At 73.4% G+C, this 22,960-nt stretch carries 24 protein-coding genes; 15 read left to right on the top strand and 9 right to left on the bottom strand.

Annotation, left to right across the window (positions count from 1 at the left end; translation table 11 throughout):
* Positions 1-34: 34 nt before the first annotated feature.
* Entirely contained in the window at positions 35-1,528 is a 1,494-nt protein-coding gene (gene dnaA, locus ACQZ2A_RS10055; RefSeq protein ID WP_430210326.1) for a chromosomal replication initiator protein DnaA, read from the bottom strand.
* Positions 1,529-1,913: 385 nt separating this feature from the next.
* On the opposite strand from dnaA, the gene rpmH reads away from it, so the two are divergent.
* The 8 genes from rpmH to ACQZ2A_RS10015 all read left to right on the top strand — a co-directional run bounded on the left by rpmH (position 1,914) and on the right by ACQZ2A_RS10015 (position 8,954).
* Positions 1,914-2,051, top strand: coding sequence for a 50S ribosomal protein L34 (gene rpmH, locus ACQZ2A_RS10050; protein WP_010849920.1), 138 nt, complete (start codon positions 1,914-1,916; stop codon positions 2,049-2,051).
* A 9-nt stretch (positions 2,052-2,060) separates the two neighbouring features.
* Positions 2,061-2,426: a ribonuclease P protein component gene (gene rnpA / locus ACQZ2A_RS10045; protein ID WP_430210284.1), complete on the top strand. Its 366-nt coding sequence runs from the start codon at positions 2,061-2,063 to the stop codon at positions 2,424-2,426.
* Positions 2,423-2,752 carry a membrane protein insertion efficiency factor YidD gene (yidD, locus tag ACQZ2A_RS10040; RefSeq protein ID WP_430210282.1) on the top strand — a complete coding sequence of 110 codons (330 nt, stop codon included), beginning with the start codon at positions 2,423-2,425 and terminating at the stop codon, positions 2,750-2,752. Before rnpA ends, yidD begins: the two co-directional genes overlap by 4 nt.
* A gap of 63 nt (positions 2,753-2,815) precedes the next feature.
* The gene (gene yidC, locus ACQZ2A_RS10035; protein WP_430210279.1) at positions 2,816-3,823 is read left to right on the top strand and encodes a membrane protein insertase YidC; all 1,008 of its coding nucleotides are present in this window, start codon (positions 2,816-2,818) and stop codon (positions 3,821-3,823) included.
* Between the two features lie 66 nt (positions 3,824-3,889).
* Positions 3,890-4,567 (top strand): protein jag, encoded by a 678-nt coding sequence (locus tag ACQZ2A_RS10030; protein ID WP_430210276.1) that lies wholly within the window; start codon positions 3,890-3,892, stop codon positions 4,565-4,567.
* Between the two features lie 13 nt (positions 4,568-4,580).
* Positions 4,581-5,318 carry a 16S rRNA (guanine(527)-N(7))-methyltransferase RsmG gene (rsmG, locus tag ACQZ2A_RS10025; protein ID WP_430210273.1) on the top strand — a complete coding sequence of 246 codons (738 nt, stop codon included), beginning with the start codon at positions 4,581-4,583 and terminating at the stop codon, positions 5,316-5,318.
* A gap of 1,543 nt (positions 5,319-6,861) precedes the next feature.
* Positions 6,862-7,914 (top strand): ParA family protein, encoded by a 1,053-nt coding sequence (locus tag ACQZ2A_RS10020; RefSeq protein WP_430210270.1) that lies wholly within the window; start codon positions 6,862-6,864, stop codon positions 7,912-7,914.
* The gene (locus ACQZ2A_RS10015; protein WP_430210267.1) at positions 7,911-8,954 is read left to right on the top strand and encodes a ParB/RepB/Spo0J family partition protein; all 1,044 of its coding nucleotides are present in this window, start codon (positions 7,911-7,913) and stop codon (positions 8,952-8,954) included. The genes ACQZ2A_RS10020 and ACQZ2A_RS10015 overlap by 4 nt, the downstream gene beginning before the upstream one ends.
* A gap of 106 nt (positions 8,955-9,060) precedes the next feature.
* Here ACQZ2A_RS10015 and trxA read toward each other — a convergent pair whose 3' ends face one another.
* The 7 genes from trxA to ACQZ2A_RS09980 form a co-directional block, all read right to left on the bottom strand.
* Positions 9,061-9,387 (bottom strand): thioredoxin, encoded by a 327-nt coding sequence (gene trxA, locus ACQZ2A_RS10010; protein ID WP_204131715.1) that lies wholly within the window; start codon positions 9,385-9,387, stop codon positions 9,061-9,063.
* 128 nt (positions 9,388-9,515) lie between these two features.
* Positions 9,516-10,454 (bottom strand): thioredoxin-disulfide reductase, encoded by a 939-nt coding sequence (gene trxB / locus ACQZ2A_RS10005; RefSeq protein ID WP_166123528.1) that lies wholly within the window; start codon positions 10,452-10,454, stop codon positions 9,516-9,518.
* Positions 10,455-10,635: 181 nt separating this feature from the next.
* Positions 10,636-11,466, bottom strand: a complete 831-nt coding sequence (locus tag ACQZ2A_RS10000; RefSeq protein ID WP_430210263.1) for a hypothetical protein — start codon at positions 11,464-11,466, stop codon at positions 10,636-10,638.
* A 91-nt stretch (positions 11,467-11,557) separates the two neighbouring features.
* Complete coding sequence (gene sigM, locus ACQZ2A_RS09995) at positions 11,558-12,151, bottom strand: RNA polymerase sigma factor SigM (protein WP_430210260.1); 594 nt, start codon at positions 12,149-12,151, stop codon at positions 11,558-11,560.
* A gap of 13 nt (positions 12,152-12,164) precedes the next feature.
* Positions 12,165-14,183, bottom strand: a complete 2,019-nt coding sequence (locus ACQZ2A_RS09990) for a protein kinase family protein (protein WP_430210258.1) — start codon at positions 14,181-14,183, stop codon at positions 12,165-12,167.
* A 75-nt stretch (positions 14,184-14,258) separates the two neighbouring features.
* A complete protein-coding gene (gene murJ / locus ACQZ2A_RS09985) occupies positions 14,259-15,908 on the bottom strand; it encodes a murein biosynthesis integral membrane protein MurJ (RefSeq protein WP_430210255.1) in 1,650 nt (549 codons plus the stop codon).
* Positions 15,905-16,396 (bottom strand): NUDIX hydrolase, encoded by a 492-nt coding sequence (locus ACQZ2A_RS09980; protein WP_430210253.1) that lies wholly within the window; start codon positions 16,394-16,396, stop codon positions 15,905-15,907. The genes murJ and ACQZ2A_RS09980 overlap by 4 nt, the downstream gene beginning before the upstream one ends.
* Before the next feature lie 89 nt (positions 16,397-16,485).
* On the opposite strand from ACQZ2A_RS09980, the gene ACQZ2A_RS09975 reads away from it, so the two are divergent.
* The 4 genes from ACQZ2A_RS09975 (at position 16,486) to ACQZ2A_RS09960 (ending at position 19,503) form a co-directional block, all read left to right on the top strand.
* A complete protein-coding gene (locus tag ACQZ2A_RS09975) occupies positions 16,486-17,952 on the top strand; it encodes a CCA tRNA nucleotidyltransferase (protein ID WP_430210251.1) in 1,467 nt (488 codons plus the stop codon).
* A 98-nt stretch (positions 17,953-18,050) separates the two neighbouring features.
* Positions 18,051-18,398: a hypothetical protein gene (locus ACQZ2A_RS09970; protein ID WP_430210249.1), complete on the top strand. Its 348-nt coding sequence runs from the start codon at positions 18,051-18,053 to the stop codon at positions 18,396-18,398.
* The gene (locus tag ACQZ2A_RS09965) at positions 18,398-19,144 is read left to right on the top strand and encodes a WXG100 family type VII secretion target (protein WP_430210247.1); all 747 of its coding nucleotides are present in this window, start codon (positions 18,398-18,400) and stop codon (positions 19,142-19,144) included. Before ACQZ2A_RS09970 ends, ACQZ2A_RS09965 begins: the two co-directional genes overlap by 1 nt.
* Positions 19,144-19,503: a hypothetical protein gene (locus ACQZ2A_RS09960; RefSeq protein WP_430210244.1), complete on the top strand. Its 360-nt coding sequence runs from the start codon at positions 19,144-19,146 to the stop codon at positions 19,501-19,503. The genes ACQZ2A_RS09965 and ACQZ2A_RS09960 overlap by 1 nt, the downstream gene beginning before the upstream one ends.
* Positions 19,504-19,527: 24 nt before the next feature.
* Here ACQZ2A_RS09960 and ACQZ2A_RS09955 read toward each other — a convergent pair whose 3' ends face one another.
* Positions 19,528-20,094, bottom strand: coding sequence for a YceI family protein (locus tag ACQZ2A_RS09955; RefSeq protein WP_430210241.1), 567 nt, complete (start codon positions 20,092-20,094; stop codon positions 19,528-19,530).
* Positions 20,095-20,296: 202 nt separating this feature from the next.
* Between ACQZ2A_RS09955 and ACQZ2A_RS09950 the strand changes: the two genes are divergently transcribed.
* From ACQZ2A_RS09950 to ACQZ2A_RS09940, 3 genes are all read left to right on the top strand, one after another.
* On the top strand, positions 20,297-21,526 hold the full coding sequence (locus tag ACQZ2A_RS09950; RefSeq protein ID WP_430210240.1) for a lamin tail domain-containing protein: 1,230 nt from the start codon (positions 20,297-20,299) through the stop codon (positions 21,524-21,526).
* Between the two features lie 138 nt (positions 21,527-21,664).
* Entirely contained in the window at positions 21,665-22,138 is a 474-nt protein-coding gene (locus ACQZ2A_RS09945; RefSeq protein ID WP_430210237.1) for a hypothetical protein, read from the top strand.
* Positions 22,135-22,941 carry a PP2C family protein-serine/threonine phosphatase gene (locus tag ACQZ2A_RS09940; protein WP_430210235.1) on the top strand — a complete coding sequence of 269 codons (807 nt, stop codon included), beginning with the start codon at positions 22,135-22,137 and terminating at the stop codon, positions 22,939-22,941. Before ACQZ2A_RS09945 ends, ACQZ2A_RS09940 begins: the two co-directional genes overlap by 4 nt.
* The last annotated feature ends 19 nt before the right edge of the window (positions 22,942-22,960 follow it).

Below are 22,960 nucleotides of genomic sequence, written 5' to 3'. Positions count from 1 at the left end.
CGACCCGCGAGGGGGAGCCAGAGAGGGGGGTGGGTCAGCGGGACTGCTGCTTGATCCGGTTGGTCAGCTCGGTGACCTGGTTGTAGATGGCGCGGCGCTCGGCCATCAGCTGGCGGATCTTCTTCTCCGCGTGCATGACGGTCGTGTGGTCACGGCCGCCGAACTGCTGGCCGATCTTCGGCAGCGACATCTCGGTCAGCTCGCGGCAGAGGTACATCGCGATCTGGCGGGCCGTGACGAGGACGCGCGAGCGCGACTGGCCCTGGAGGTCCTCGATGGTCAGCCCGAAGTAGGCGGCTGTCTGGGCGATGATCGTCGCCGGCGTCACCTGGCTGGTGGAGTCGTCGGGGATGAGGTCGCGCAGGACGATCTCGGCCAGGCTCATGTCGACCGGCTGGCGGTTCAGGCTGGCGAAGGCCGTGACCCGGATGAGGGCGCCCTCGAGCTCGCGGATGTTGGTCGAGATGCGCGAGGCGATGAACTCGTGGACGTCGTCGGGGACGCTGAGCCGCTCCTGGATGGCCTTCTTGCGCAGGATCGCGATACGGGTCTCGAGGTCGGGCGGCTGGACGTCGGTCAGCAGGCCCATCTCGAACCGGCTGCGCATCCGCGCCTCGAACCCGGTGAGCAGCTTGGGCGGCACGTCGCTGGTGATGACGACCTGCTTGCTCGCGTTGTGGAGGGTGTTGAACGTGTGGAAGAACTCCTCCTGGGTCTGCACCTTGCCCTGGAGGAACTGGATGTCGTCGATGAGCAGCACGTCGACGTCGCGGTAGCGGCGCTGGAAGTTGGCGGCCTTGTCGTCGCGGATGCTGTTGATGAAGTCGTTCGTGAACTCCTCGGAGTTCACGTAGCGCACCTTGACGTGGGGGAAGAGGTTGCGCGCGTAGTGCCCGATGGCGTGCAGCAGGTGGGTCTTGCCCAGCCCGGAGTCCCCGTAGACGAACAGCGGGTTGTAGGCCTTGGCCGGCTGCTCGGCGACCGCGACGGCCGCCGCGTGGGCGAAGCGGTTGCTCGCGCCGATGACGAAGGTGTCGAAGGTGTACTTCGGGTTCAGCCGGGTCAGCTCGACCTGCTCGGGGACCTGGGTGCCCGGCCGGGGGCGGCGCATCCCGGGGACCTCGACGAGGTCGGGGACCGACGAGGAGCCCGCGCTACCGGCGCCGTCGCTGTCGTCGTCGAGCTGGAGGTCGTCGATCTGCTGGCGGCGGTCGGCGGCGCGCGCGTCGTGACCGTCGTCGAGGTGGTCGGCGCCGTTCTCGGTACCCGGTTCGGCGATCTCGCCCAGGGTCGGGTCGACGGTGACGGCCAGCCGCACGTCGCGCCCGAGCCGCTCGCCGAGGGTCTGGGTGACGCGCTCGCGCAGCCGGGTCTCGACGATGTCCTTGGTGAAGTCGTTCGGCACCGCGATGAGGGCGGTGTCGTCGAGGAGGCCGACCAGGCGGGCGAGGGAGAGGAAGGCCCGCTGCTGGACGGGGATGCCGTCCTCGTCGAGCGCCTCCAGGGTCGACCGCCACACCTGGGTCATCGTCGCGTCCGGCACTGCGTCCCCGTCCTTCCGATGCCCTTGGGTTCTCGTCTCGCGCCGTCGGTGACGCAGCCGCGGGTGGGTCGTCCACACCGTTGTCCACAGGCTGTGGGGACGGCGCGACCCGGGGTCAGCCGTGTGTCGTTCCGCTGCCCGCCCGATGCTCCGTGCGATGGTAGAGGGTTCACCCACCCTGTGGATACCCGGCCTCGGGTTTGGTCGGCGAGCGGCGCCTCGGGTACCGTGGAGCAGCCTGTTCGTCGGCTGTTTTCGCATGCCCATGGCTCGCGCGCGAGCGTGGACCGTGGGTCTCCGACTGCAGCCGACCAGGCCGCCCCCCCGACCCCCGGGCCATCCGGCCCGCCACCCGCGAAAGAGACACATCGTGAGCAAGCGGACCTTCCAGCCGAACAACCGCCGTCGCGCCAAGACGCACGGCTTCCGTCTGCGGATGCGCACCCGCGCCGGCCGCGCCATCCTCGCCGCCCGGCGTCGCAAGGGCCGCGCAGAGCTCTCGGCCTGAGGCCGGTCGGTGCTGCCGGCGCCGAACCGTCTGCGCGAGCGGGCGGAGTTCGCGTCGGCGCTCCGCGGTCCCGGGAGCACCCGGGCCGGCTCGAGACTCCTCGTGGTCCACGCCAGACGAACCGACACGCGTGCGGGATGCCCGCCGCGGGTCGGTTTCGTCGTGTCGAAGGCCGTCGGCAACGCCGTCGTGCGCAACCGCACCAAGCGGCGGCTGCGGGCGCTCGTCGCTCCACGGCTGGCCCTGGCCCCGGCCGGGGTCGACCTCGTGGTCCGGGCCAACCCGCCGGCCGGGATGGCGTCCTCCGCGGAACTCGGAGCGACCCTCGACGCGTTGTGGCACAAGGTGATCGCTCGGGTCGGAGGTGCAGGATGAGCGTCGGGCGCCTGCTCGCGGCACCGCTGCTCCTGCTGATCCGGGGCTACCAGCGGTTCGTCAGCCCGATGCGCCCGCCGACCTGCCGGTACTACCCGTCGTGCTCGGCCTACGCGGTGACCGCCATCGAGCGGTTCGGCCCGCTACGCGGCACCTGGATGGCGGCCGCGCGGCTCGGGCGCTGCCACCCGTGGACCCCCGGCGGCGTCGACCACGTGCCCGACCGCGACCCCGCCACCGGCCGCCCGATCCCGGGCACCACCGGCCCGAAGCCGTACGAGCCGCGCGAGGCACACCCCGGACCGGCATCGCCGGCCCACCCCTGACCACCGACCACCGTCACCGACGTGACACCACCCGCCGGCTGAGCCGGCCCAGCGAAGGACACCATGGGCGACCTGTTCAACAGCATCCTGGCCCCGATCGAGTGGCTCGTGGCCTGGATCATGTACGGCTTCCACCAGGTCTTCACGACCCTCGGCCTGCCGGAGGCCGCCGGCATCACCTGGGCGCTGTCCATCGTCGGCCTCGTCATCGTCATGCGGGCGCTGATGATCCCGCTGTTCGTCAAGCAGATCAAGGCATCGCGCAAGATGCAGCTGATCCAGCCCGAGCTGCAGAAGATCCAGAAGAAGTACAAGGGCAAGACCGATCCCGAGTCCCGCCAGGCGATGACCCAGGAGACGATGGAGCTGTACAAGAAGGAGGGGACCAACCCCTTCAGCTCGTGCCTCCCGATCCTCGTCCAGTCACCGTTCTTCTTCGGCCTGTTCCGGGTGCTCAACGGCCTCCAGGACATCTCCACCGGCAAGAAGGAACAGATCGGTCCGATCACGAAAACCGTTGCGGCTCAGGCCGAGTCGGCTTCGATCTTCGGTGCGCAGCTGTCGGACTCGTTCCTGCGGGCCAACAACACGGCCACCCAGGTCGTCACCGTCGTCCTCATCATCCTCATGTCGGCGACGACGTTCCTCACGCAGCGCCAGCTGATGACGAAGAACATGCCGCAGTCCGCCCTGGACAGCCCGTTCGCCAAGCAGCAGAAGCTCCTGCTCTACATCTTCCCGGTCATCTTCGCCGTCTCCGGTGTCAACTTCCCGATCGGTGTCCTCATCTACTGGTTCACCACCAACGTGTGGTCGATGACCCAGCAGTTCTACGTGATCCGGCGCATGCCGGCGCCGGGGTCCGCCGCTGAGCGGGCGTACCACGAGCGGCTCAAGCGCAAGGGCAAGCCGGTGCCGGGTGCGGCGGCGGCCGTGACCAGCGGCGCGGACGCGACCGAGTCGGCCGAGGACGCCACCAAGAGCGGCCAGCGGGTCCAGCCCAAGTCCAAGAAGCGCGCCAAGAACGCCGGCGGGAAGCCCGGCGGGAAGCCCACCGGCTCCACCGGCTGACGCCCCGCGCCGTCCCGGCGGCGCACCCCCTCCCCAGTCCTGTCCCGTCTCCCACCTGGAGCACCCATGAGCGAGAACCCGACCGACACCACCGAGGCCCTCGAGCCCACCACCGACGCCGAGACCCCGGAGGCGACCACCCCGGACGCCTCCCAGGACGACGTCGCGACCGACACGAGCGAGACCCCTGCCACCGACACCGCGTCGACGGACGACGACTCGTCCGAGAGCGGCGAGGACGGCGAGGAGCCGACCGCGTCGCGTCGCTCGGGCCGGCGCGCCCAGCTGGAGCGCGAGGGCGAGGTCGCGGCCGACTTCCTCGAGACCCTCCTGGACATCTGTGACCTCGATGGTGACCTCGATGTCGACATCGATGGTGACCGTGCCGCGGTGGCCCTCGTCGACAGCGATGAGGGGCGCGTGCCGCGCCGGCTCGTCGGCCAGGACGGGCAGGTGCTCGAGGCCCTCCAGGAGCTGACCCGGCTCGCCGTCCAGGCCGAGACCGGTGAGCGCAGCCGCCTCATGCTCGACGTCGCCGGCCACCGTGCCGAGCGCCGTGCCGCGCTCGTCACGCTCGCCCAGAAGGCCATCGCCGAGGTGAAGGCCTCCGGTGACGCCGCGGCCCTCGAGCCGATGACCGCGTTCGAGCGCAAGGTCGTCCATGACGAGGTGCTGGCCGCCGGTCTGGTGTCGGAGTCCGAGGGGTCCGAACCCCGCCGCCACGTCGTCATCAGCCGCTCCTGAGGACGCGTTTCACGTGAAACACGACGGGGACGCCCCGTTGACGCCGCCGGCCGCACCCACGGGTGCGGCCGCGGTGTTCGGGGAGCGCGTCGAGCTCGCGGAGCGGTTCGTGGCGATCCTCGCGGACACCGGGGTGAGCCACGGGCTCATCGGCCCGCGCGAGGTACCGCGGCTCTGGGAGCGGCACGTCCTCAACTGCGCCGTGATCGAGGACGCCTTTCCGTTGCACGCCTCCCTCGTCGACGTCGGCTCCGGCGCAGGCCTTCCGGGTGTCGCGCTGGCGATCGCCCGCCCGGACCTGACCGTCCACCTCGTGGAGCCGATGCTGCGTCGGACCACCTGGCTCGCCGGGGTCGTCGACGGCCTGGGGCTCCACAACGTGACGGTCCACCGGGGCCGCGCCGAGGAGGTCGCCGGCTCGGTGTCGGCACCGTGGGTGACGGCTCGGGCGGTCGCCCGGCTCGACAAGCTCGCCCGGTGGTGTGTGCCCCTGCTCGACGAGGGCGGAACGCTCGTCGCGATGAAGGGGCGGACGGCCGCCGAGGAGCTGGCCGAAACCGCACGGTCCTTGGCCCGCGCCGGCCTCACGGCCGGCCGGGTGACCGCCCACGGTGGCGCCGTGCTCGACGAGCCGGTGCTGACCGTCGATCTGGACCGGGCAGAAGGATCCGCGGCGCGTCCGAGGGCCGGGTCCCCGCGTGGACGCTCTCGGTCCGGGCAGCGATCCGGCCGTGGCGGGAAGCGCGGCTGACCCGACGCTCTGCCCGACGAGCAGGCCGACGGCGGCTCGCTGTCGCCGGGCGGTTTCGCAGCCCTCCACCGGCCGCAGGACGGACCGGCCCTCAGCTCGACCGTCCACCGTTCGTTTCACGTGAAACGTCAAGGCATGCGTCCACCATGCGCCTCGCGCCTCGCGCCTCGCGACGGGGACCCACGCGCGACCGGGGGTCAGGTGCATCCGACCAGCCCGACCCGGACGATGACCTCGTCGGGGAACGGGACGTCCCACCGCCTGACTCCGGGCAAAGCGCGTCTCGTCCGACCCCTCTCCCAAGCACGTGGTCCCGCGGCCCCCTGAGGGCGACATCCGCCACGTGGTGGTCGGCCCCGTGGAGCCGACTGCCACGTCATGTTTCACGTGAAACGAGGAGCGGGTTCACGCGCCCTCGATCGGTGTCCGACGCCCCACTGGACCGGTCACCGAGCGGACGTCGAGGTCACGCCGGTGAGGTGTCGGTAGGGGCGGAGGGGGGCCCAGGTCCGGAGCCTTCGAGGCCCTTCCGGTCTCGAGGGAGTGACGTCGGTCCGTCTCCCGGCGGCCGGTAGGGATCAGCGGTGGCTCGCCGACCTGCGGTCAGGGCGCGGAGGGACCAGGTCGCTGCCGACGCCGGCCGAGGCAGGGGGCGCGCGCCCAGCGGCTGACCGTCGGCCCGATCGCCCTCCGCGCGGCACGGCACCAGGGGACCGGAGGCGAGGTGGGTCTCGCCCTCGCTAAATGTCGTCGTCGGCGGGGCTCATCGGCGCTGCGGCTCGGCGACCGTCCGGGAGGTGGGCCCTCGGCGCCCTACGAGGCAGCCCCCCGGGTGGTCGCATTCGGCGCCCGCCGGACGAGCTGTCGTGGGCGTACCCGTGGTCCGCCGACCGAGGACCGAGCGACTCGGAGAGGGCCGATCAGGGGCGCAGTGCGGCACCCTTCCGGTCACGGCCCCGCTGCACGTGGACGGCTGACGGCGTGAGGCGTGAGCGTCGGACCCGGGCGCTCGGCGGCTCGTCGGCCGGGAGTGCGCCCGGGGGTGGCCGGGAAGTCCGGGGGAGGGTCGTTGCTCCGGCTCGCCCTGCGCATCGCCGCCGTCTCGTGGCGGTTCCGCGGCAAGGGATGTGCCCCGCACAGCCGCTGCGCCGTCCACAGGTTTTCCACCGCCCGTCAGCGCGCCGCCCCGCGACCTGGACCGACGCAAAACCGCTGTGTTACGCACGATGTTTCACGTGGAACGTCCCGCACACCCACGAGCGACGTCGCGTCGTCCCCACGTTGTCCACAGCCTCTCGCTTTGGCGTGTCGAGGGGTGGTGGGGTTGGATAGGGTGGCTGTTTCGTCCAGGAGGTGTGCGGTGGTTCCGACGCTCGATGTACCGGAGCGACGCACCGTCGCTCCCGGCCTCGGCTTCCCCCAGGGCGGGTCGCCGACGCCGTCAGCGGTCGGGTGGCCGGACGTCGTTTCACGTGAAACACGAGCTGTCGAGGATGCGAGCCCCGCAGGTTCCGAGGCCGACACGCCGACCGACGCCGTCGAGGTGGACGACACTGCGACGACCCGTCCCGACGCCCCCCCGACGCCCACCGACCGCGAGCCCCTGAGCGCACCGCCGACGACCCCCACCGAGGATGCCTCCTCGGACGACAGCGAGGAGCGAGCCGCCATCGCCGCATCCATCCCCGGAGCCGACGGGAACACCCCGCTCGCGCAGGCCGTGGCCGACGACGCCCGCAAGCGGATCACGCTGACCGGTCGGACCGTCCCTCGTCCCGCGCGGACCCGCGTGCTCACGGTCGCCAACCAGAAGGGCGGCGTGGGCAAGACGACGACGACCGTCAACATCGCCGCGGCTCTGGCCCAGGCCGGCAGCACGGTGCTCGTCGTCGACCTCGACCCGCAGGGGAACGCCAGCACCGCCCTGGGCATCGACCACCACTCCGAGGTGCCGAGCGTCTACGACGTCCTCGTCGACGGCCGCGACCTCACCGAGGTCGTCCAGCCGTGCGCCGACCTTCCGGGCCTCGTCTGCGCCCCGGCCACCATCGACCTGGCCGGCGCCGAGATCGAGCTCGTGTCCCTCGTGGCGCGCGAGACCCGGCTCGAGAAGGCGGTCTCGGCCTATGTCGAGCACCGCCGCGAGACCGGGGACCAGCTCGACTACGTCCTCGTCGACTGCCCGCCGAGCCTCGGCCTGCTGACGGTGAACGCGTTCGTCGCCGCGAACGAGGTCTTCATCCCCATCCAGTGCGAGTACTACGCGCTCGAGGGGCTGAGCCAGCTGCTCAAGAACATCGAGCTGATCCGCAACCACCTCAACCCCGCGCTGCACGTCTCGACGATCCTCCTGACGATGTACGACGGACGCACGCGACTCTCGGCGCAGGTCGCCGACGAAGTGCGTGAGCACTTCTCCGCCCAGACATTGCGCGCCACGGTGCCGCGCTCCGTACGCATCTCCGAGGCGCCCAGCCACGGCCAGACCGTCATGACGTACGACCCCAACAGCAGCGGCGCCCTCTCCTACCTCGAGGCGGCCGTCGAGCTGGCCGAGCGCGGAGCCGCCCGATCCACCACCGAGGAGACCGCATGAGCGAGAAGCGCCGCGCGCTGGGCCGAGGACTGGGGGCGCTCATCCCGAGCCAGCCGGCCTCGGACCGGCCGGTCGACGTCTTCTTCAAGGACCGCGACGGCGCTGCGCCGGACGCGACCGACGGCACCCCGACGGAGACGTCGGCCGCCGCCACGCCGCCGGAGACCGGCGAGGCGCCCGACGACGAAGGCCTGCGCCCCGTACCCGGCGCGCGCTTCGCCGAGATCCCGCTCGACGAGATCCAGCCGAACCGTCGCCAGCCGCGCACGGTCTTCGACGAGGACGAGCTCGCCGAGCTGGTTCACTCGATCCGCGAGATCGGCGTCCTCCAGCCGGTCGTCGTGCGTCCGGTCCCGGAGGCCGACGCCTCCGGCGACTCGGGGGTGCGTTACGAGCTGATCATGGGCGAGCGCCGCTGGCGCGCCTCGCGCGCCGCCGGCAAGGAGAGCGTCCCGGCCATCGTGCGCTCGACCGAGGAGGACGACCTCCTGCGGGACGCCCTCCTGGAGAACCTCCACCGCAGCCAGCTGAACCCGCTCGAGGAGGCGGCCGCCTACCAGCAGCTCCTCGACGACTTCGGCTGCACCCAGGAGGAGCTGGCCGGGCGCATCGGCCGGTCCCGCCCGCAGATCTCGAACACCCTGCGCCTGCTGCGGCTGCCCCCGCTCGTCGCCCGCCGGGTCGCCGCCGGCGTCCTGAGCGCCGGCCACGCCCGCGCCCTGCTCGGCCTGCCGGACGCCGCGGCGATGGAGCGCCTCGCCCAGCGCATCGTCGCCGAGGGACTCTCGGTGCGCAGCGTCGAGGAGATCGTCGCGCTCGGCGACGGCGAGACCCCCGCCCGCCGCACCAAGCCCCGCCCCGGAGCCCGCCGTCCCCAGCTCGACGACCTCGCCGCCGACCTGTCGGACCGGCTGGAGACGCGGGTGCGCATCGCCCTCGGCCAGAAGAAGGGGCGGCTGACCGTGGAGTTCGCCTCCGTCGACGACCTGAACCGCATCCTGGATGTCATGCGGCTGCGTGGCGAGGCCCCGGCCGAGTAGCCAGCGCGCAGCGGATCGGTTCTCCCAGAACCTGATTCGTGTCCCCTGCACGACGCAGAACGGCCCCGGACCACGCGGTCCGGGGCCGTTCTCGTGCGTTCGCAGGTCAGCCGAGGAACTGCTCGAGCTCGCGGAGCAGGACCGGCTTGGGACGGGCGCCGATGATCGTCTTGACGATCTCGCCGCCCTGGTAGACGTGCATCGTGGGGATGCTCGTGATGCCGAGCTTGCCGGTGATGTCCGGGTTCTCGTCGGTGTTGAGCTTGACGACCGCGACCTTGTCACCGTGGTCGCGGGCGATCTCCTCGAGGACCGGGGCGACGGCGCGGCACGGACCGCACCACTCGGCCCAGAAGTCGACGAGGACGGGCTTGTCGCTCTTGAGGACGTCGGCCTCGAACGTGGCGTCGGTGGTCTTGCTGACGGCTCCCATGGGGTTCCTCTCTGTGCGCCGACGGGGCGGCGGGGTGGTGGTGGGGTCGGGGGAGGTGGTGACGATGGTGCCGGAGTGGTCCGACACCGGTGCGGCGTGGGCGGCCTCGGAGCGGCCGCCCGTGCGCCTCAGTGGGCGAGGAAGCGCTCGGCGTCCAGGGCGGCGGCGCACCCGGAGCCGGCCGCGGTGATGGCCTGCCGATAGGTGTGGTCGACGAGGTCGCCGCAGGCGAAGACGCCGTCGACGTTGGTCTTCGAGGTCCGGCCCTCGGTGAGGACGTAGCCCTCGGCGTCGAGGTCGACCAGGCCCTTGACGAGCTCGTTGCGCGGGTCGTGCCCGATGGCGACGAAGAGGCCGGTGGCGGGCAGCTCACGGGTCTCGCCGGTGACGGTGTCGCGCAGGGTCACGCCGGACACCTTCGACTCACCGTGGATGGCGTCGACGGCGCTGTTCCACGCGAAGTGGATCTTCTCGTTGGCCTCGGCGCGCTCGGCCATGATCCGGCTGGCGCGCAGCTGGTCGCGGCGCACGACGACGGTGACCGACCGGGCGAACTTCGTGAGGAAGGTGGCCTCCTCCATCGCCGAGTCGCCGCCACCGACCACGACGATGTCCTGGTCGCGGAAGAAGAAGCCGTCGCAGGTGGCGCACCACGAGACGCCGTGGCCGGAGAGCCGCTTCTCGTCGGGCAGCCCGAGCTCGCGGTAGGCCGACCCCATCGCGAGGATGACGGCCCGCGCGCGGTACTCGGTGCCCGAGCCGTCGCGGACCAGCTTGACGTCGCCGTCGAGCTCGACGTGCTCGACGTCGTCGGTGACGATCTCGGCGCCGAACCGCTCGGCCTGCGCCCGCATGTTCTCCATGAGGTCCGGGCCCATGATGCCGTCGCGGAAACCGGGGAAGTTCTCGACCTCGGTGGTGTTCATCAGGGCACCGCCGGCGGTGACCGACCCCTCGATGACCAGCGGTTCGAGGTTGGCGCGGGCGGCGTACACGGCGGCCGTCCAGCCGGCCGGGCCGGAGCCGATGATGATGACGTTGCGGACGTCGGAGGTCACGGGACACATCCCCTTGTGGTGCGAGCGGGTGGCGACCGCAACATGCGGTGCATTCGTGGAACCGATCCTAGGGCCGCACTGTTCCCGCCGCCGCCTCGCCCCGCCGGTGCGGGACGCCCGGTACGGGTGGGACGGGCGGGTGTCGGTCACCGGAGCGGCGAACCGGCCGGGAGGGCCGCACCGGGAGGGCTCAGGCGACCCGCTCGGGACCGGCGAGGATGCCCGGGGCCTGCGCGGTGCAGGTGCGTGAGACCGCCCAGACGCGACGCTCGCCGGACGCCGAGGTGGCGACCAGCACGGCCGCGGGGGAGTCGTCGACCATGGCCAGGTCGAGGACGACCGTGTCGTCGGTGGGGACCCCGAGGCCGTCGGCGCAGGCGCGGGCGCCGGCGGCGGTCGAGAGGGCGCCGGCCACGTCCTCGCGCTGGGGTGCCTGGTCGGGCGCGGTCTCGGAGAACCCGGTCGGTCTGCGGCCGGTGCCGTCCCACGGGAGCGTCGCCCGCACCTCGTCGACGAGGCCGGCCACCGTGTAGCGCCGGTCGCCGCCGAGGACCACGACGCCGAGGCTGCCGTCCTCGGCGAGGAGCGTGCGCTCGCCACCGGGGTCGGCCCCGGTGTCGGCACCGCCGGCGGCCGAGGCGGCACCGGAGTCGTCACTGACGCCCAGGCTCGCGGTCAGCCCGCCCGGGCGCACCGTCTCGACGACGAGCCCCCCGAGCCCCACCACCCCGACGACCGCCGCCGCGACCGCCACCAGGTGCCAGCGCGAGCGGCGGACGGGCAGCGGGACCACCGTGGCCGGGACGTCGTCCGCGGGGTCCTCGGCGCCGGTCGAGGGCCGGGGACCGGAGAGGGCCGCAACGGGGGAGGAGGAGGCTCGCACCTCGTCGGCGAGGGCGGCCTCGATGCGGGCGACGAGGTCGGCGGGCATCGGTCCGGGGTCGGGGAGGGACCCGAGCAGGGCACGCATCCCCGTGGGGTCGTGCTCGATCGGGTCGGTGTCGTCGTGGGGGTGGCTCACGAGGTCCTCCGGGGGCCGCCGTGCCGGGGGCGGCCGATGGTGCGGTGGCGATGGGTCGGGGCCGGGCAGGGCGTCGACCGGGGGTGGGACGTCACGAGGCCCCCTGCGGTTCCACGTGGTCCTCCGCCGAGGCCGGTGGGGGGCGCAGCATCGCCGCGAGCGCCTCCCGGCCCCGGAAGCACCGGGACTTCACGGTGCCCTCGGCGACCCCGAGGACCACCGCCGCCTCGGCGACCGGCACCCCGTGCATGTCGACGAGGACGAGCGCGGCACGCTGCGCCTCGGGCAGCCGCGCGAGCGCCTCCCGGACGACGAGGGCGGTCTCGGTGGAGGCGTGCCGGTCGTGGTGGTCGGGGAGGTCGAGTTCGCCGAGGTCGCCGGCGCGGCGCACCGAGACCTTCTCGCGCCGCAACCGGTCGAGGCAGGCGTTGACGACGATGCGGTGCAGCCAGGTGGTCACCGCGGCCTCGCCCCGGTAGGCCTCGGCGCGGCGGAAGGCCGAGATGAAGGCCTCCTGGACGGCGTCGGCGGCGAGCTCGGGGCGGCCGGTGGTGCGCATCGCGACGGCGTACATCCGGTCGCGGTGCCGGCGGAAGAGCTCACCGAAGGCGACCCCGCCGTCCCCCGCGACGTGCCGCGCGAGGAGCGCGGCGTCGTCGAGGTCCTGGAGGTCCTCGGCGTTCACGGGGTCAGCCCTCTCAGCCGGTGACGACGACCTCGTCGAGCCACGCCCTGCGCTTGCCCTGGTCGTCGGGGTGGAGTCCGGTGTACCAGATGATGATGTACTGGCCGGTCACATCGGCCGGAACCGGCAGGTCGACCGTGCCCTGCGCGTCGGCCTTGGTGCCGATCTTCTTCGCGCCCTCGAGGCCGGCGTCGGGCCCCACGTACACCTCGAGGTCGACCCGCTGCGGGATGACCAGCCGCACGTTCTGCGGCTTCTTGTTCGGCCCGAGGTCGACGACGAGGCCGAGCCCCTTCTTCAGGCCGCCGAAGGCGTCGGTGCGGTAGTTCTCCGAGCTCCACCCGGTGGAGGTGTCGCCGTCGTAGGTCTTCGGAGTGGTGCTGTTGTTCTCGGCGCCGTCACCCTCCGGGTCGTAGGCCTCGACCTTGAGGATGGCCAGCGGCTCGGGGGTGCCCCCCTCGTCGGGGTTCTCCGACGCCGACCCGGTGGGCGTGGGCGTGGCGGAGGAGGAGGTGGAGGGGGCCGCGGTGGTGTCGCCGAGGAGGTCGGAGTTGGAGCCGATCTTCGTGACGCCGTAGATGCCGATGACCAGGGCCAGGACGAGGAAGGCCACGACGATGCCGAGCGCCAGCTTCGACTCGTCCCTGGTGAGGGGCTCGGCCGGCACGAAGGGCGCCGGGGCGTCGAGGTCGTCCAGGCCGTCGTGACGCTCGACGGCCTGGGTGTCGGGGGAGAGCTCGGAGACCTTGTCGACCGCCCGGCGGGCCAGGCCGCTGACCCGCGAACCCACCGTGCCGATCGCCCCGGCGACCGCGGCCGACGCGACGGCGCCGCGACCCTCGCGGTCGTCGTCGAGGTCCTCGACGTCGTCGTCGTCCGCGACCTGCTCCTCGGCCTCCGGGCGGCGAGGGACCGCCGGCGCGGCGACGGTGGCCGCGGCGGGTGTCACGGGTCCGGGGGTGGCGGGCGCCGCCTCGTCCGCGGCGGGCGTGCCGGGGAGCTCGCCGGTCTCGCTGTGCAGCCACTCCGGGGGGGTGGGCCGCTCGATGACGCGCGTCGGCTCGTCGTCGTCGCCTCCGGCCGGGGCGGGCGGGTCGGGGAGGACCGGGAGGGCGGGCAGCGCGGCCGTGCCGGCGACCGTCGCGGCGGCGGCCGGCGCGGCGGGGCTCGGCTCGGACGCCTCGCCGGCGGGCTCGTCAGGGGTGGGCTCCTCGGGCGTGGGCTCGGGCTCCTCGGCGGGCGCGGCAGCGGGGACGACCGGTCGTCCGACCACCTGGCGCGAGGGCCACGGCGCCACCTGGCGGGCGTAGTCGCCGGGGCTCGTGGGGCCCTCGTCCTCGCGGAGCGTGAGCCGGCAGATGGCGTCGAGGTCGCGGGGCACGCCCGCCGCGATCTCGGACGGGGTGGCGACCCCGCCGGGCACGCGGGGTGCACGCGCCAGGCCAGCAGCCCCCGAGCCGAGCGGCCAGAGCCCGGTGAGCCCGGCGTAGGTGAGCGCGACGACGCCGACCGCGTCGCGGCGGGCGGACTCCTCCGGCTCGAGGCCGTCCTCGCCGGCCCGCACCGCGGCGATCTCGAGGCCGCGCAGGCGCACCTCGCCGTCGGGGGTGCGCAGGACGTCGTCGGGGGTGAGGTCGAGGTGGTGCAGGCCGCGCTGGCGGGCCGACTCGAGCGCCGAGGCGACCTCGCCGGTGATGCGACGCACCTCGTCGCCCGGGATGCCGCCGTCGGTGACGAGGTCGGCCAGCGTGCGGGCGTCGGCGAGCTCCTCCTCGACGACGTAGGCGACCTCGTCGTCCTCGCCGACGTCGAGGATGCGCACCAGCACGGCGTGGGCGACCGAGCCGGCGCGGCGGGCGGCATCGAGGAACGCGGGCGCGCGGTGGTCGTCGGTGGGCACGACGAGGACCGAGACCCGACGACCCAGCGTGGTGTCGTCGGCGGTCCAGCGCTCGGTGCCGCGGTCCTGGGCGAGCCTGCGGTGCACCGTGTAGCGGCCACCGAGGACGGTGCCGGGTCCAACGCCCTTCACCGTGGCTCCTTCCGGTCGTCGGTCACGGTCGAGACCCGCCGGCGACCGGCGGGTCGTTCCATCGTAGGGGAGGGGTCAGCGCCGACCGAGGGCGCGCACACGGCGCAGGACCGGCGAGAGGAACCGCCCGACCTCCTCGACGCCGAGCAGGTGCGCGACACCCCACGTGACGGTGAGCTCGACGAGGCCGGCGACCCCGAGGACGAGCCCGCCCTGGACGATGGCGTGGACCCCGCGGTCCTCGCCGAGGTCCGGGAAGAGGCCGCGGATCGCCAGACCGAGCACGACGGCGGTGACGACGGCCGGCACCCCGACCTTCAGGTACACCGAGGACGCCCCGCGCAGCCCGATCCGCCCGTGCTGGCGGCGCAGGACCGCCCATCCGACGCAGGCCCCGACGACGTAGGCGAAGGTCTGGCCGAAGGCGAGCACGGTGGCGGTGCGCCCCGGCGACAGGGTCGAGGCGAGGAGCGCGATGCTCACGGAGATGCCGGTGACGATGCACTGGGTGCGGAAGGACCAGAAGGTCTGCTGCTGGGCGTAGAAGACGCGGTCGTTGAGGTAGACCCAACCCAGCGGGACGATCCCGCCGAAGAGCCCCACGAGGACGGCCGCGATGGCCTCGGTCTCGGAGAGGGGGCTCCGGAAGAAGAGCGTGGCGGTGACGAGGGGCACCGTCGCGAGGACGAGCGCCACGACGGGCAGCAGCAGCGGCGCCGGGATGCGCAGGCCCTGCTCGTGCTGGCGCATCACGGCGGCGTCGTCCCCGCGCGAGGCCGCCTCCGACAGCTGGGTGTAGAGCGCCGTGACGAGCGAGACGGTGACGAGGCCGTGCGGCAGCATCATGAGCAGCTGCGCGGGGTTGAAGGCCGCGATGCCGGCGGTGCTCAGCCCCTGGCGGGCGCCCTCGTCGGCGGCGTTGGTCAGCACCTTGGTCGTCACCCAGAACCCGATCTGGACGACGACGATCGAGCCGAAGCTCCACTTCGCGACATCCGAGACGGCCCCGAACCCGTGGCCGCGCAGGCCCCAGCGCGGCCGGTAGCGGAAACCCATCCGGCGCAGGGGGACGACGAGCGCCGCGGCCTGCATCGCGATCGACAGGGTGGCGGTGCCCGCGAGGATGCCGATCATCGACGGCGTCCACTCACCCGGCGCCGCGCGCGACGGGTTCCCCGCGGCCGAGAACCACAGGAGCCCGCCGATGGCGACGACGTTGGCGACGAGCGGGGCGAAGGTGAACGCGGCGAACCGGCCGTTGGCGTTGAGGACCTGGCCGAAGATCGTGTACAGCCCGTAGAAGAGGATCTGCGGCACGCACACGAAGGCGAAGACGGTGGCGAGGCGCAGCGCCTCCTCGCTCGTCGTGTCGAAGTAGAGCCGCACGAGGACGGGCGAGAGCAGCGTGAGGACGACCGTGGCCACGACGAAGAGCGCGATGGCCGCCGTGATGAGCCGGTTGACGAAGTCCTCGCCGGCGTCGGGGCGGGTGCGCGCCCGGATGATCTGCGGGACGAGGACGGCGTTGAGCGTGCCGCCCGCGAGCAGCAGGTAGAGGCTGTTGGGCAGGGTGTTGGCCACGGTGAAGGCCTCGGCGGCCAGCCCGGTGGAGCCGATGACGGCGGTCAGGAGGACGGCCCGCAGCAGTCCGGCGACACGGCTGACGAGCGTCCCCGCCGCCATCACCGCCCCCGAGCGCCCGACGCTCTGGACGGAGGAGCTCATCCGGCGTCCCCGGCCAACCGTTGCCAGGCGAGGCGGGCGATGCGCCGCTCGTTGGGGAAGGTGAGGTGCCGGTGGGCGTCCTCGAGGGCCAGCCACGCGACGTCGATGGCCTCGTGGTCGGGGTCCTTCTCGATGGTCAGGTAGCCGCCGGTGGCCTCGAGCAGGTAGTGGTGCACGTACTTGTGGATGCGCCGGTCGCCGGCCGCGAACCAGTAGTCGATGGTGCCCAGCTCGATGAGGACGCGGCCCTCGATGCCGGTCTCCTCCTCGACCTCGCGCACGGCGGTCTCCGGCAGGGTCTCCTCTCCCTCGATGTGGCCCTTGGGCAGGCACCACTCGACGCGTCCGGCCCGGTTGCGCCGGGCGATGACGGCGATGCGGGCCCGCCCCTCGTGCACGTCGACGACGACGCCGCCCGCGCTGCGCTCCTCGACCGCCGGGAGCCGCCGGGGCCCCACCCCGGTCGGATCGGCAGCGGCGTGGCTCATCTGGTCACTGTAACCACTGGGACTGCACGCGGCCGGGTGGTCGGGGTCGTCGCGGGCGCCCCCTGTCGCAGCACCTAGGCTTGGCGCTCGTGTCCGACCGTCAGCCCCCCGCCGCGCTCCTGCGGGCCGCGGTGGCCGGCCTCGCCCCCGTCCTGCCCGTGCTCACCGACCTCGGGGAGCGCTTCACGGCGGCGGGGCACGAGCTCGCGCTCGTCGGCGGGCCGGTGCGCGACGCCTTCCTCGGCAGAGTCTCCGCCGACCTGGACCTGACCACCTCGGCCGGCCCGGACGACACCGAGCGGATCCTCGCCGACTGGGGCAGCGCGACGTGGGACATGGGCCGCGCCTTCGGCACCATCGGCGCCCGCCGCGGCGCGACCGTCGTCGAGGTGACCACGTACCGCGCCGACGCCTACGACGGCGTCACCCGCAAGCCGGTCGTGGCCTTCGGGGACTCCCTCGAGGAGGACCTCGTCCGCCGCGACTTCGCCGTCAATGCGATGGCCCTGCGCCTGCCCGACCTCGCCTTCGTCGACCCGCACGGCGGCCTCGGCGACCTCGAGGCCAGGGTCCTGCGCACCCCGTCGGCCCCGGAGGTCTCCTTCGGCGACGACCCGCTGCGGATGATGCGCGCCGCCCGCTTCGTCGCCCAGCTGGGGTTCGTGCCGGCGCCGGACGTCCTCGACGCGATGCGCGAGATGGCCGGGGACATCGAGCGGGTCTCGGCCGAGCGCGTGCGCGACGAGCTGGTCAAGCTGCTCTGCGGCGCCCATCCCCGTGCCGGCCTCGAGCTGCTCGTCGGCTCCGGGCTGGCCGCCGTCGTCCTCCCCGAGCTCCCGGCCCTGCAGCTCGAGGTCGACGAGCACCACCGCCACAAGGACGTCTACGTCCACTCGATGATCGTCCTCGAGCAGGCCATCGACCTCGAGGGGCCGGCCGACGGCCCGCCGGAGTCGGTGCCCGGCCCCGACCTCGTGCTAAGGCTCGCGGCGCTGCTCCACGACGTCGGCAAGCCGCCGACCCGCCGCTTCGAGGACGGCGGCGGCGTCTCGTTCCACCACCACGAGGTGGTCGGGGCCAAGATGGCCGCCCGGCGCCTCAAGGCCCTGCGCTTCGACAAGGAGACGGTCAAGGCGGTGGCCCGGCTCGTCGAGCTGCACCTGCGCTTCCACGGGTACGGCGAGGGCCAGTGGAGCGACTCGGCGGTACGCCGGTACGTCACCGACGCCGGCGACCTGCTGCCCCGCCTGCACCGGCTGACCCGGGCCGACTGCACGACCCGCAACGTCAAGAAGGCGCGGCGTCTGTCGGCCGCCTACGACGACCTCGAGGTGCGCATCGAGCGGCTCACCGCCGAGGAGGAGCTCAAGGCCGTGCGCCCCGAGCTCGACGGGAACCAGATCGCCGAGGCGCTCGGCATCCGCCCCGGGCCGGTGCTCGGCCGGGCCTACAAGCACCTCCTCGCGGTCCGCCTCGACGAGGGACCCATCGGACCCGACGCCGCCCGCGAGCGGCTGCTCGCCTGGTGGGCCGAGCAGCCCGAGTCGCGGGCCTGACCCCGGGGACCCTCCCCGTCGACAGCGCCGACGGCGTGCTGGCATGCTCTGCGCAGCGGCGGCCCGAGGGGGGCCCGCCCGGGGGAGGGAGAGCATCGGTGCGCAAGGACGACGACACGGGGGGACCGGGCTCGGGCGAGAAGTTCGAGGTCGACCCGGGAGCGGTGCGCGCACTGGGGCTCAAGGTCGGCGACCTCGCCGACAGCGCCGGCCAGGCCCAGACCTACGCCCAGGGGAACCTGCTGCTCACCAACAGCGGCAGCTCGCTGATGCTCATGGTCTGCGAGTGGATGTACGACCTCGAGGGCACCGTGGGCGAGTACTTCGGCGACCTCTCGACGGTCTCCCGCGACTCCGGGACCGAGCTCGGCGCCGCGGCGGAGGTCTACCGCCGCACCGACGCGCGCACGTCCGAGCGCCTCGACCGCACCTACTGGAGCCAGTGATGCGCCAGGACGACGCCGGCGGCGGCGGCGACCCGGCGAGCGTCCTCGTCGAGCCCTGGCCCTCGGACAAGGTCGGCGAGGAGTGGGACGCGGTCGAGAACTTCATGCACTCGATCCCCTCGCTCGGCCAGTTCGCCTGGAAGGCCTTCGAGCTGGTCAGTGGCGAGGACGTGCCGGACGCCTGGGGCGACCTCATCGCGGGGGACTGGACCGCCGTCTCGAAGGCCGCGACGGCCTGCCGGATGCTCGGCTACTTCTGCGACGGCTACCAGGCCCGGCTCGACAGCGCCGTGACCGTGGCCCGCTCCGAGTGGACGGGCACCGCGGCCCAGGCGATGGACACCTACTTCTCGGGGCTCGCGGCCTCGGTGGGGGCGATGCAGGAGGCGCTCGAGGACATCGCGAAGTCCCTGGACACGATGGCCTTCGGCATCCGGCACTGCCACGACGAGGTCGAGAGCATCTGCGAGATGCTGGTCGATGCCGTCCTCGGGGTGACGATCTGCCTCGGTGCGATGGCCGCCTCGGGCTGGACCGGCTTCGGGGCCGTCGCGAGCGGCTTCGGCCTCGGCGCGGCCACCGCCTTCGCGATCTCGCTCGTCAAGGACGCCGTGTCGGCGATGCAGACCGCGTTCGACATCGCCGAAGGGATCGTCGGCACGATGACCGCGATGCTCAGCCTGGCCGGCGACATCGAGATCGTGCCGCTCCCGAGCACCCCCTACGACAACCCCCTGGCGGACTGATGCCCGGCCCCGACGACCGCGGCCCCGCCGGCGAACCCGAGCAGCCGCTCCTTCCGTCCTACCGCCGGCGCCCCGAGCTGGACCGGGCCCTGCGCGCCAACCTGCGCACGCTGCGCGACCGCTGCCCGGACGCCGACCTGCGCGAGCGCTTCGACGCCGTCCTCGCCGGCCGGACCCCGCTGCGCGAGCTGGCCCGCAGCCGCGAGGACCAGGACTTCCTCGGGCCGCTCGTGCTCGACGGCGCCCGCCGCTGGGAGGAGGCGGGGCGCCCCGACGACGGGATGCCTGCGCCCGAGGGTGCGTCCGAACCCGCTCCCGCCCCCCGGCGGTCCTCCGGGCAGCACGGCGGCACCTGGTGAGGCCGGAGCCGCGGGGCGCCGGCGTCAGGAGGCCGGCTCGTCCTCGCGGCGGATCGCGGAGATCTCGAACTCGAGGGTGACCCGCTCGGAGACGAGCACCCCGCCGGTGTCGAGCGGCATGTTCCACTCGAGGCCGAAGTCGCGCCGGTTGATCTTGCGGCTGCCCTCGAACCCGGCCCGCAGGACCCCGAAGGCGTCGCGCTGGACCCCGGTCAGCGCGATCGGGACCGAGACGGTCTGCGTGACGTCGCGGATGGTGAGGTCGCCGGTGACGAGGAACGCGGCGTCGTCGACCTCCTCGACCCGGCTGCTGACGAAAGTGATCTCTGGGTAGGTCTCGACGTCGAGGAAGTCGGCGCTGCGCAGGTGGGTGTCGCGGTCGGCGGTGCGGGTGTCGACGCTCGCGACCTGCAGGGTGATCTCGACGCTGCTGTTCGCCATCTCCTCGAGGTCGGCGTGCACGTGGCCCGCCACCTCGTTGAAGGCTCCGCGGACGGTCGTGATCATCGCGTGGCGGGCGGAGAACCCGATGCGCGTGTGCTGCGGGTCCAGGTCCCAGTCGCCGCTGAGGCCCTGCGTGCTGTCCGTCATGGTCGGCTCCACCATCTCGAGGTCGCGAGGACGCGTCGTGCCCGCGCAGTGTGGCAGACGAGGCCGCCGGTGCACGAGGCCCCGGGCCGGTTCACGGCGCTGGAGGGCGGGCCGAGCGGGCATCGGCCGTCCGGCCCGATGTGGGCCGGTCCGGTGGTGGGGCGGGACCCGCCGTGCCAGTCTCACGAGCGGAGGTCATCGGATGAGAACACTGGTCGCACTGGGTGTCGCCGCCGTCGCCGCGCTGGCCGCGGCCACCCCCGCCGTCTCGGCGAGCGTGTCCCAGCAGGGCACCGTCGTCGCGGTCGTGGACGGGGACACCGTCGACGTCGACATCGACGGGGACGGCACGAGCCGGCCCGTCGCCATCCGCAACGCGGGGCTGCAGACGATGGAGACCGGCCAGTGCCATGCCGCCGACGCCACCGCCGTGATGCGCTCGGTGGCCCTCGGCCAGCGGGTCCGGCTCACCGCGGCGAGCTCGTCGTCCTCGAGCCTGGGTCGCCCGGTGCGCACCGTCGACGTCATCGGCCCGAGCGGCACGACCGACACCCAGCTCGAGGTGCTCCGCCGAGGCCAGGCGCTGCCCTTCCCGATGGGCTTCGAGCAGGCCCGCAGCGCCTCCTACCTCCTCGCGGCCGAGCAGGCCGCGGCCGCCGGCACCGGGCTCTGGGACGACGACACCTGTGGGGCCGGACCCGCCGAGGGAGCCCGGCTGCGGGTGATGGTCATGTACGAGGGCGACGGGGACGAGGCGAAGAACCCGAACGCGGAGTGGGTCGACATCCGCAACGACGCCTCGAGCGCCGTGTCGCTCGCCGGCTGGTGGCTGCGCAGCGCGGCCCAGGACAGCAAGGTCTTCCCGGCCGGGACCGCCGTGGCCCCGCGCTCGGTGCTGCGGGTGCACGTCGGCAAGGGCACGCCGGACGCGGTCCACGCCTACTGGGGGTTCACCGCCCCGCGCTTCAACAACATCACCGCCACGCAGCGGGTCGGCGGCGGCGCCTACCTCTTCGACCCCCAGGGTGACCTGCGGGCGCACTCGTCCTACCCCTGCCTCACCGGGACCTGCCTCACGCCGGCCGCCCGCGGGAAGGTCACGCTCACGGCGCGCTACGACGCCCCCGGTGACGACATGACCAACCCCAACGGGGAGGTGGTGACCATCACCTCGACGACCACAGCGCGCGTGGACCTGTCCTTCGCCGTCCTCCAGGTCGGCGGCAACACCCTGCAGCTCGGGAGCACCGCGGCCCTGCCGACGAAGGGCTCCACGATCCGCGTGTACATGGGCAAGGGCACGACCACCGCCACCGTGAAGCACTGGAACCACCCGAGCAGCATCCTGGCCAACGCCGGCGGTGCCGTCGAGCTGCGGACCCACGAGGCGGTGCGCATCGCCTGCACCGCGTGGGGGACCGGCCGCTGCTGACCCGGTAGCGGGCGGGCCCACACTCCGAGTCCGACGGAGTCGGAGCCGGAGTGGGGAGTGCTCCCCATCGTGCGATCCCCGGCGCCCGGTCTAGGCTCGGGCGGTCATCCGTCGTCGCTCCGGAGGGGGAACCCCGTCATGCCCGTCGTCGCCCACCCCGGACCGAGCGCCCCGGCGCCGCCGGCGGTCCGCCTCGAGGTCCCGGAGACGTGGGCTGCGGAGCCGGCCGACGACGCCCTGCTGCGCACCGCGGGGAGCGGGACGGACGCACCGGTCGAGGTCGTCGTGCGGCACCGCGCCATCGACCCCACCGCCTCCGCCGATGCCGTCCTCGAGCGGCTCGCGGCCTCGGCGGGCGGGCCGGGCGCCGAGGTGGAGGACCCGTTCCTCGTCGAGATCGGTGGCCGCGAGTGGGCGGCCCGCAACGTCTCCTGGGACGAGGCCGGCAGCCCGGTCGTCGAGGTGCATCTCGTGACGGCGCTCGCCGCGACCGACGCGGCCGCCCGCCTCCTCCACGTGACCGGCCGGGTGGCCGGTTCCGGCCTGGACGCCGACTACGACCAGCTGCAGCAGGTGCTCGAGACCCTCGTCGTCGAGGAGGCCGGCGCGTGAGGGCCGGACGGGTCCTGCGGGGCAGCTCGATGCTCGTGCGTGCGGGCAGCGCCACCGACGTCGGCCGGGTCCGCGAGCACAACGAGGACGCGGTGATCGCGGGCAGCCGGGTCTTCGCCGTCGCCGACGGGATGGGCGGGCACGCGGCCGGCGAGGTCGCCTCCGGCATCGTCGTCGACGCGCTCAAGAGCCTCGAGCAGCACCCGCCGACCCGCCCCGAGGACGTCACCGAGGTCCTGCGCGAGGCCAACCGCCGCATCCTCGAGGCGGTGGCCGAGCACCCCGAGCTGCGGGGGATGGGGACGACGGTCAGCGGCGTCACCGTCGTCGACCAGGGCGGCCGGGAGCACTGGGTCGTCTTCAACGTCGGCGACTCGCGCGTCTACCGGCTCGTCGACAACCGGATGCACCAGGTGACCCGCGACCACTCCGAGGTCCGCGAGCTGCTCGACGCCGGGCTGCTCGACGCCTCGGAGGTGGCGCGCCACCCGCTGCGCAACGTCATCACCCGCTCGCTCGGCACCGACCCGGCGCCCGAGGTCGACGTCTGGATGCTGCCGCCCACCCCGGGCGAGCGGTTCGTCGTGTGCAGCGACGGCCTGAGCGGCGAGCTCGACGACCGCGACATCATGCTGCTGGCCCGCCAGAACCCCGACCCGCAGCGGGCCGCCGACGAGATGGTCGGCGCGGCCGTCCGGGCCGGGGGCCGGGACAACGTGTCCGTCGTCGTCGTCACCGTGGAGGCCGGTGAGGACGAGGACGCGGCGGACACCGCACCGCGCGCCGGTCTGCACCGACCCTGACGCCCACCGGCGCGGGCGG

The sequence above is a fragment of the Phycicoccus avicenniae genome, from assembly GCF_050496545.1.
In the GTDB taxonomy this organism is placed as follows: Bacteria; Actinomycetota; Actinomycetes; order Actinomycetales; family Dermatophilaceae; genus Phycicoccus; species Phycicoccus avicenniae_A.
The sequence above is the reverse complement of the archived record's forward strand: the minus strand, read 5'-3'. Positions and strand labels throughout refer to the sequence as shown.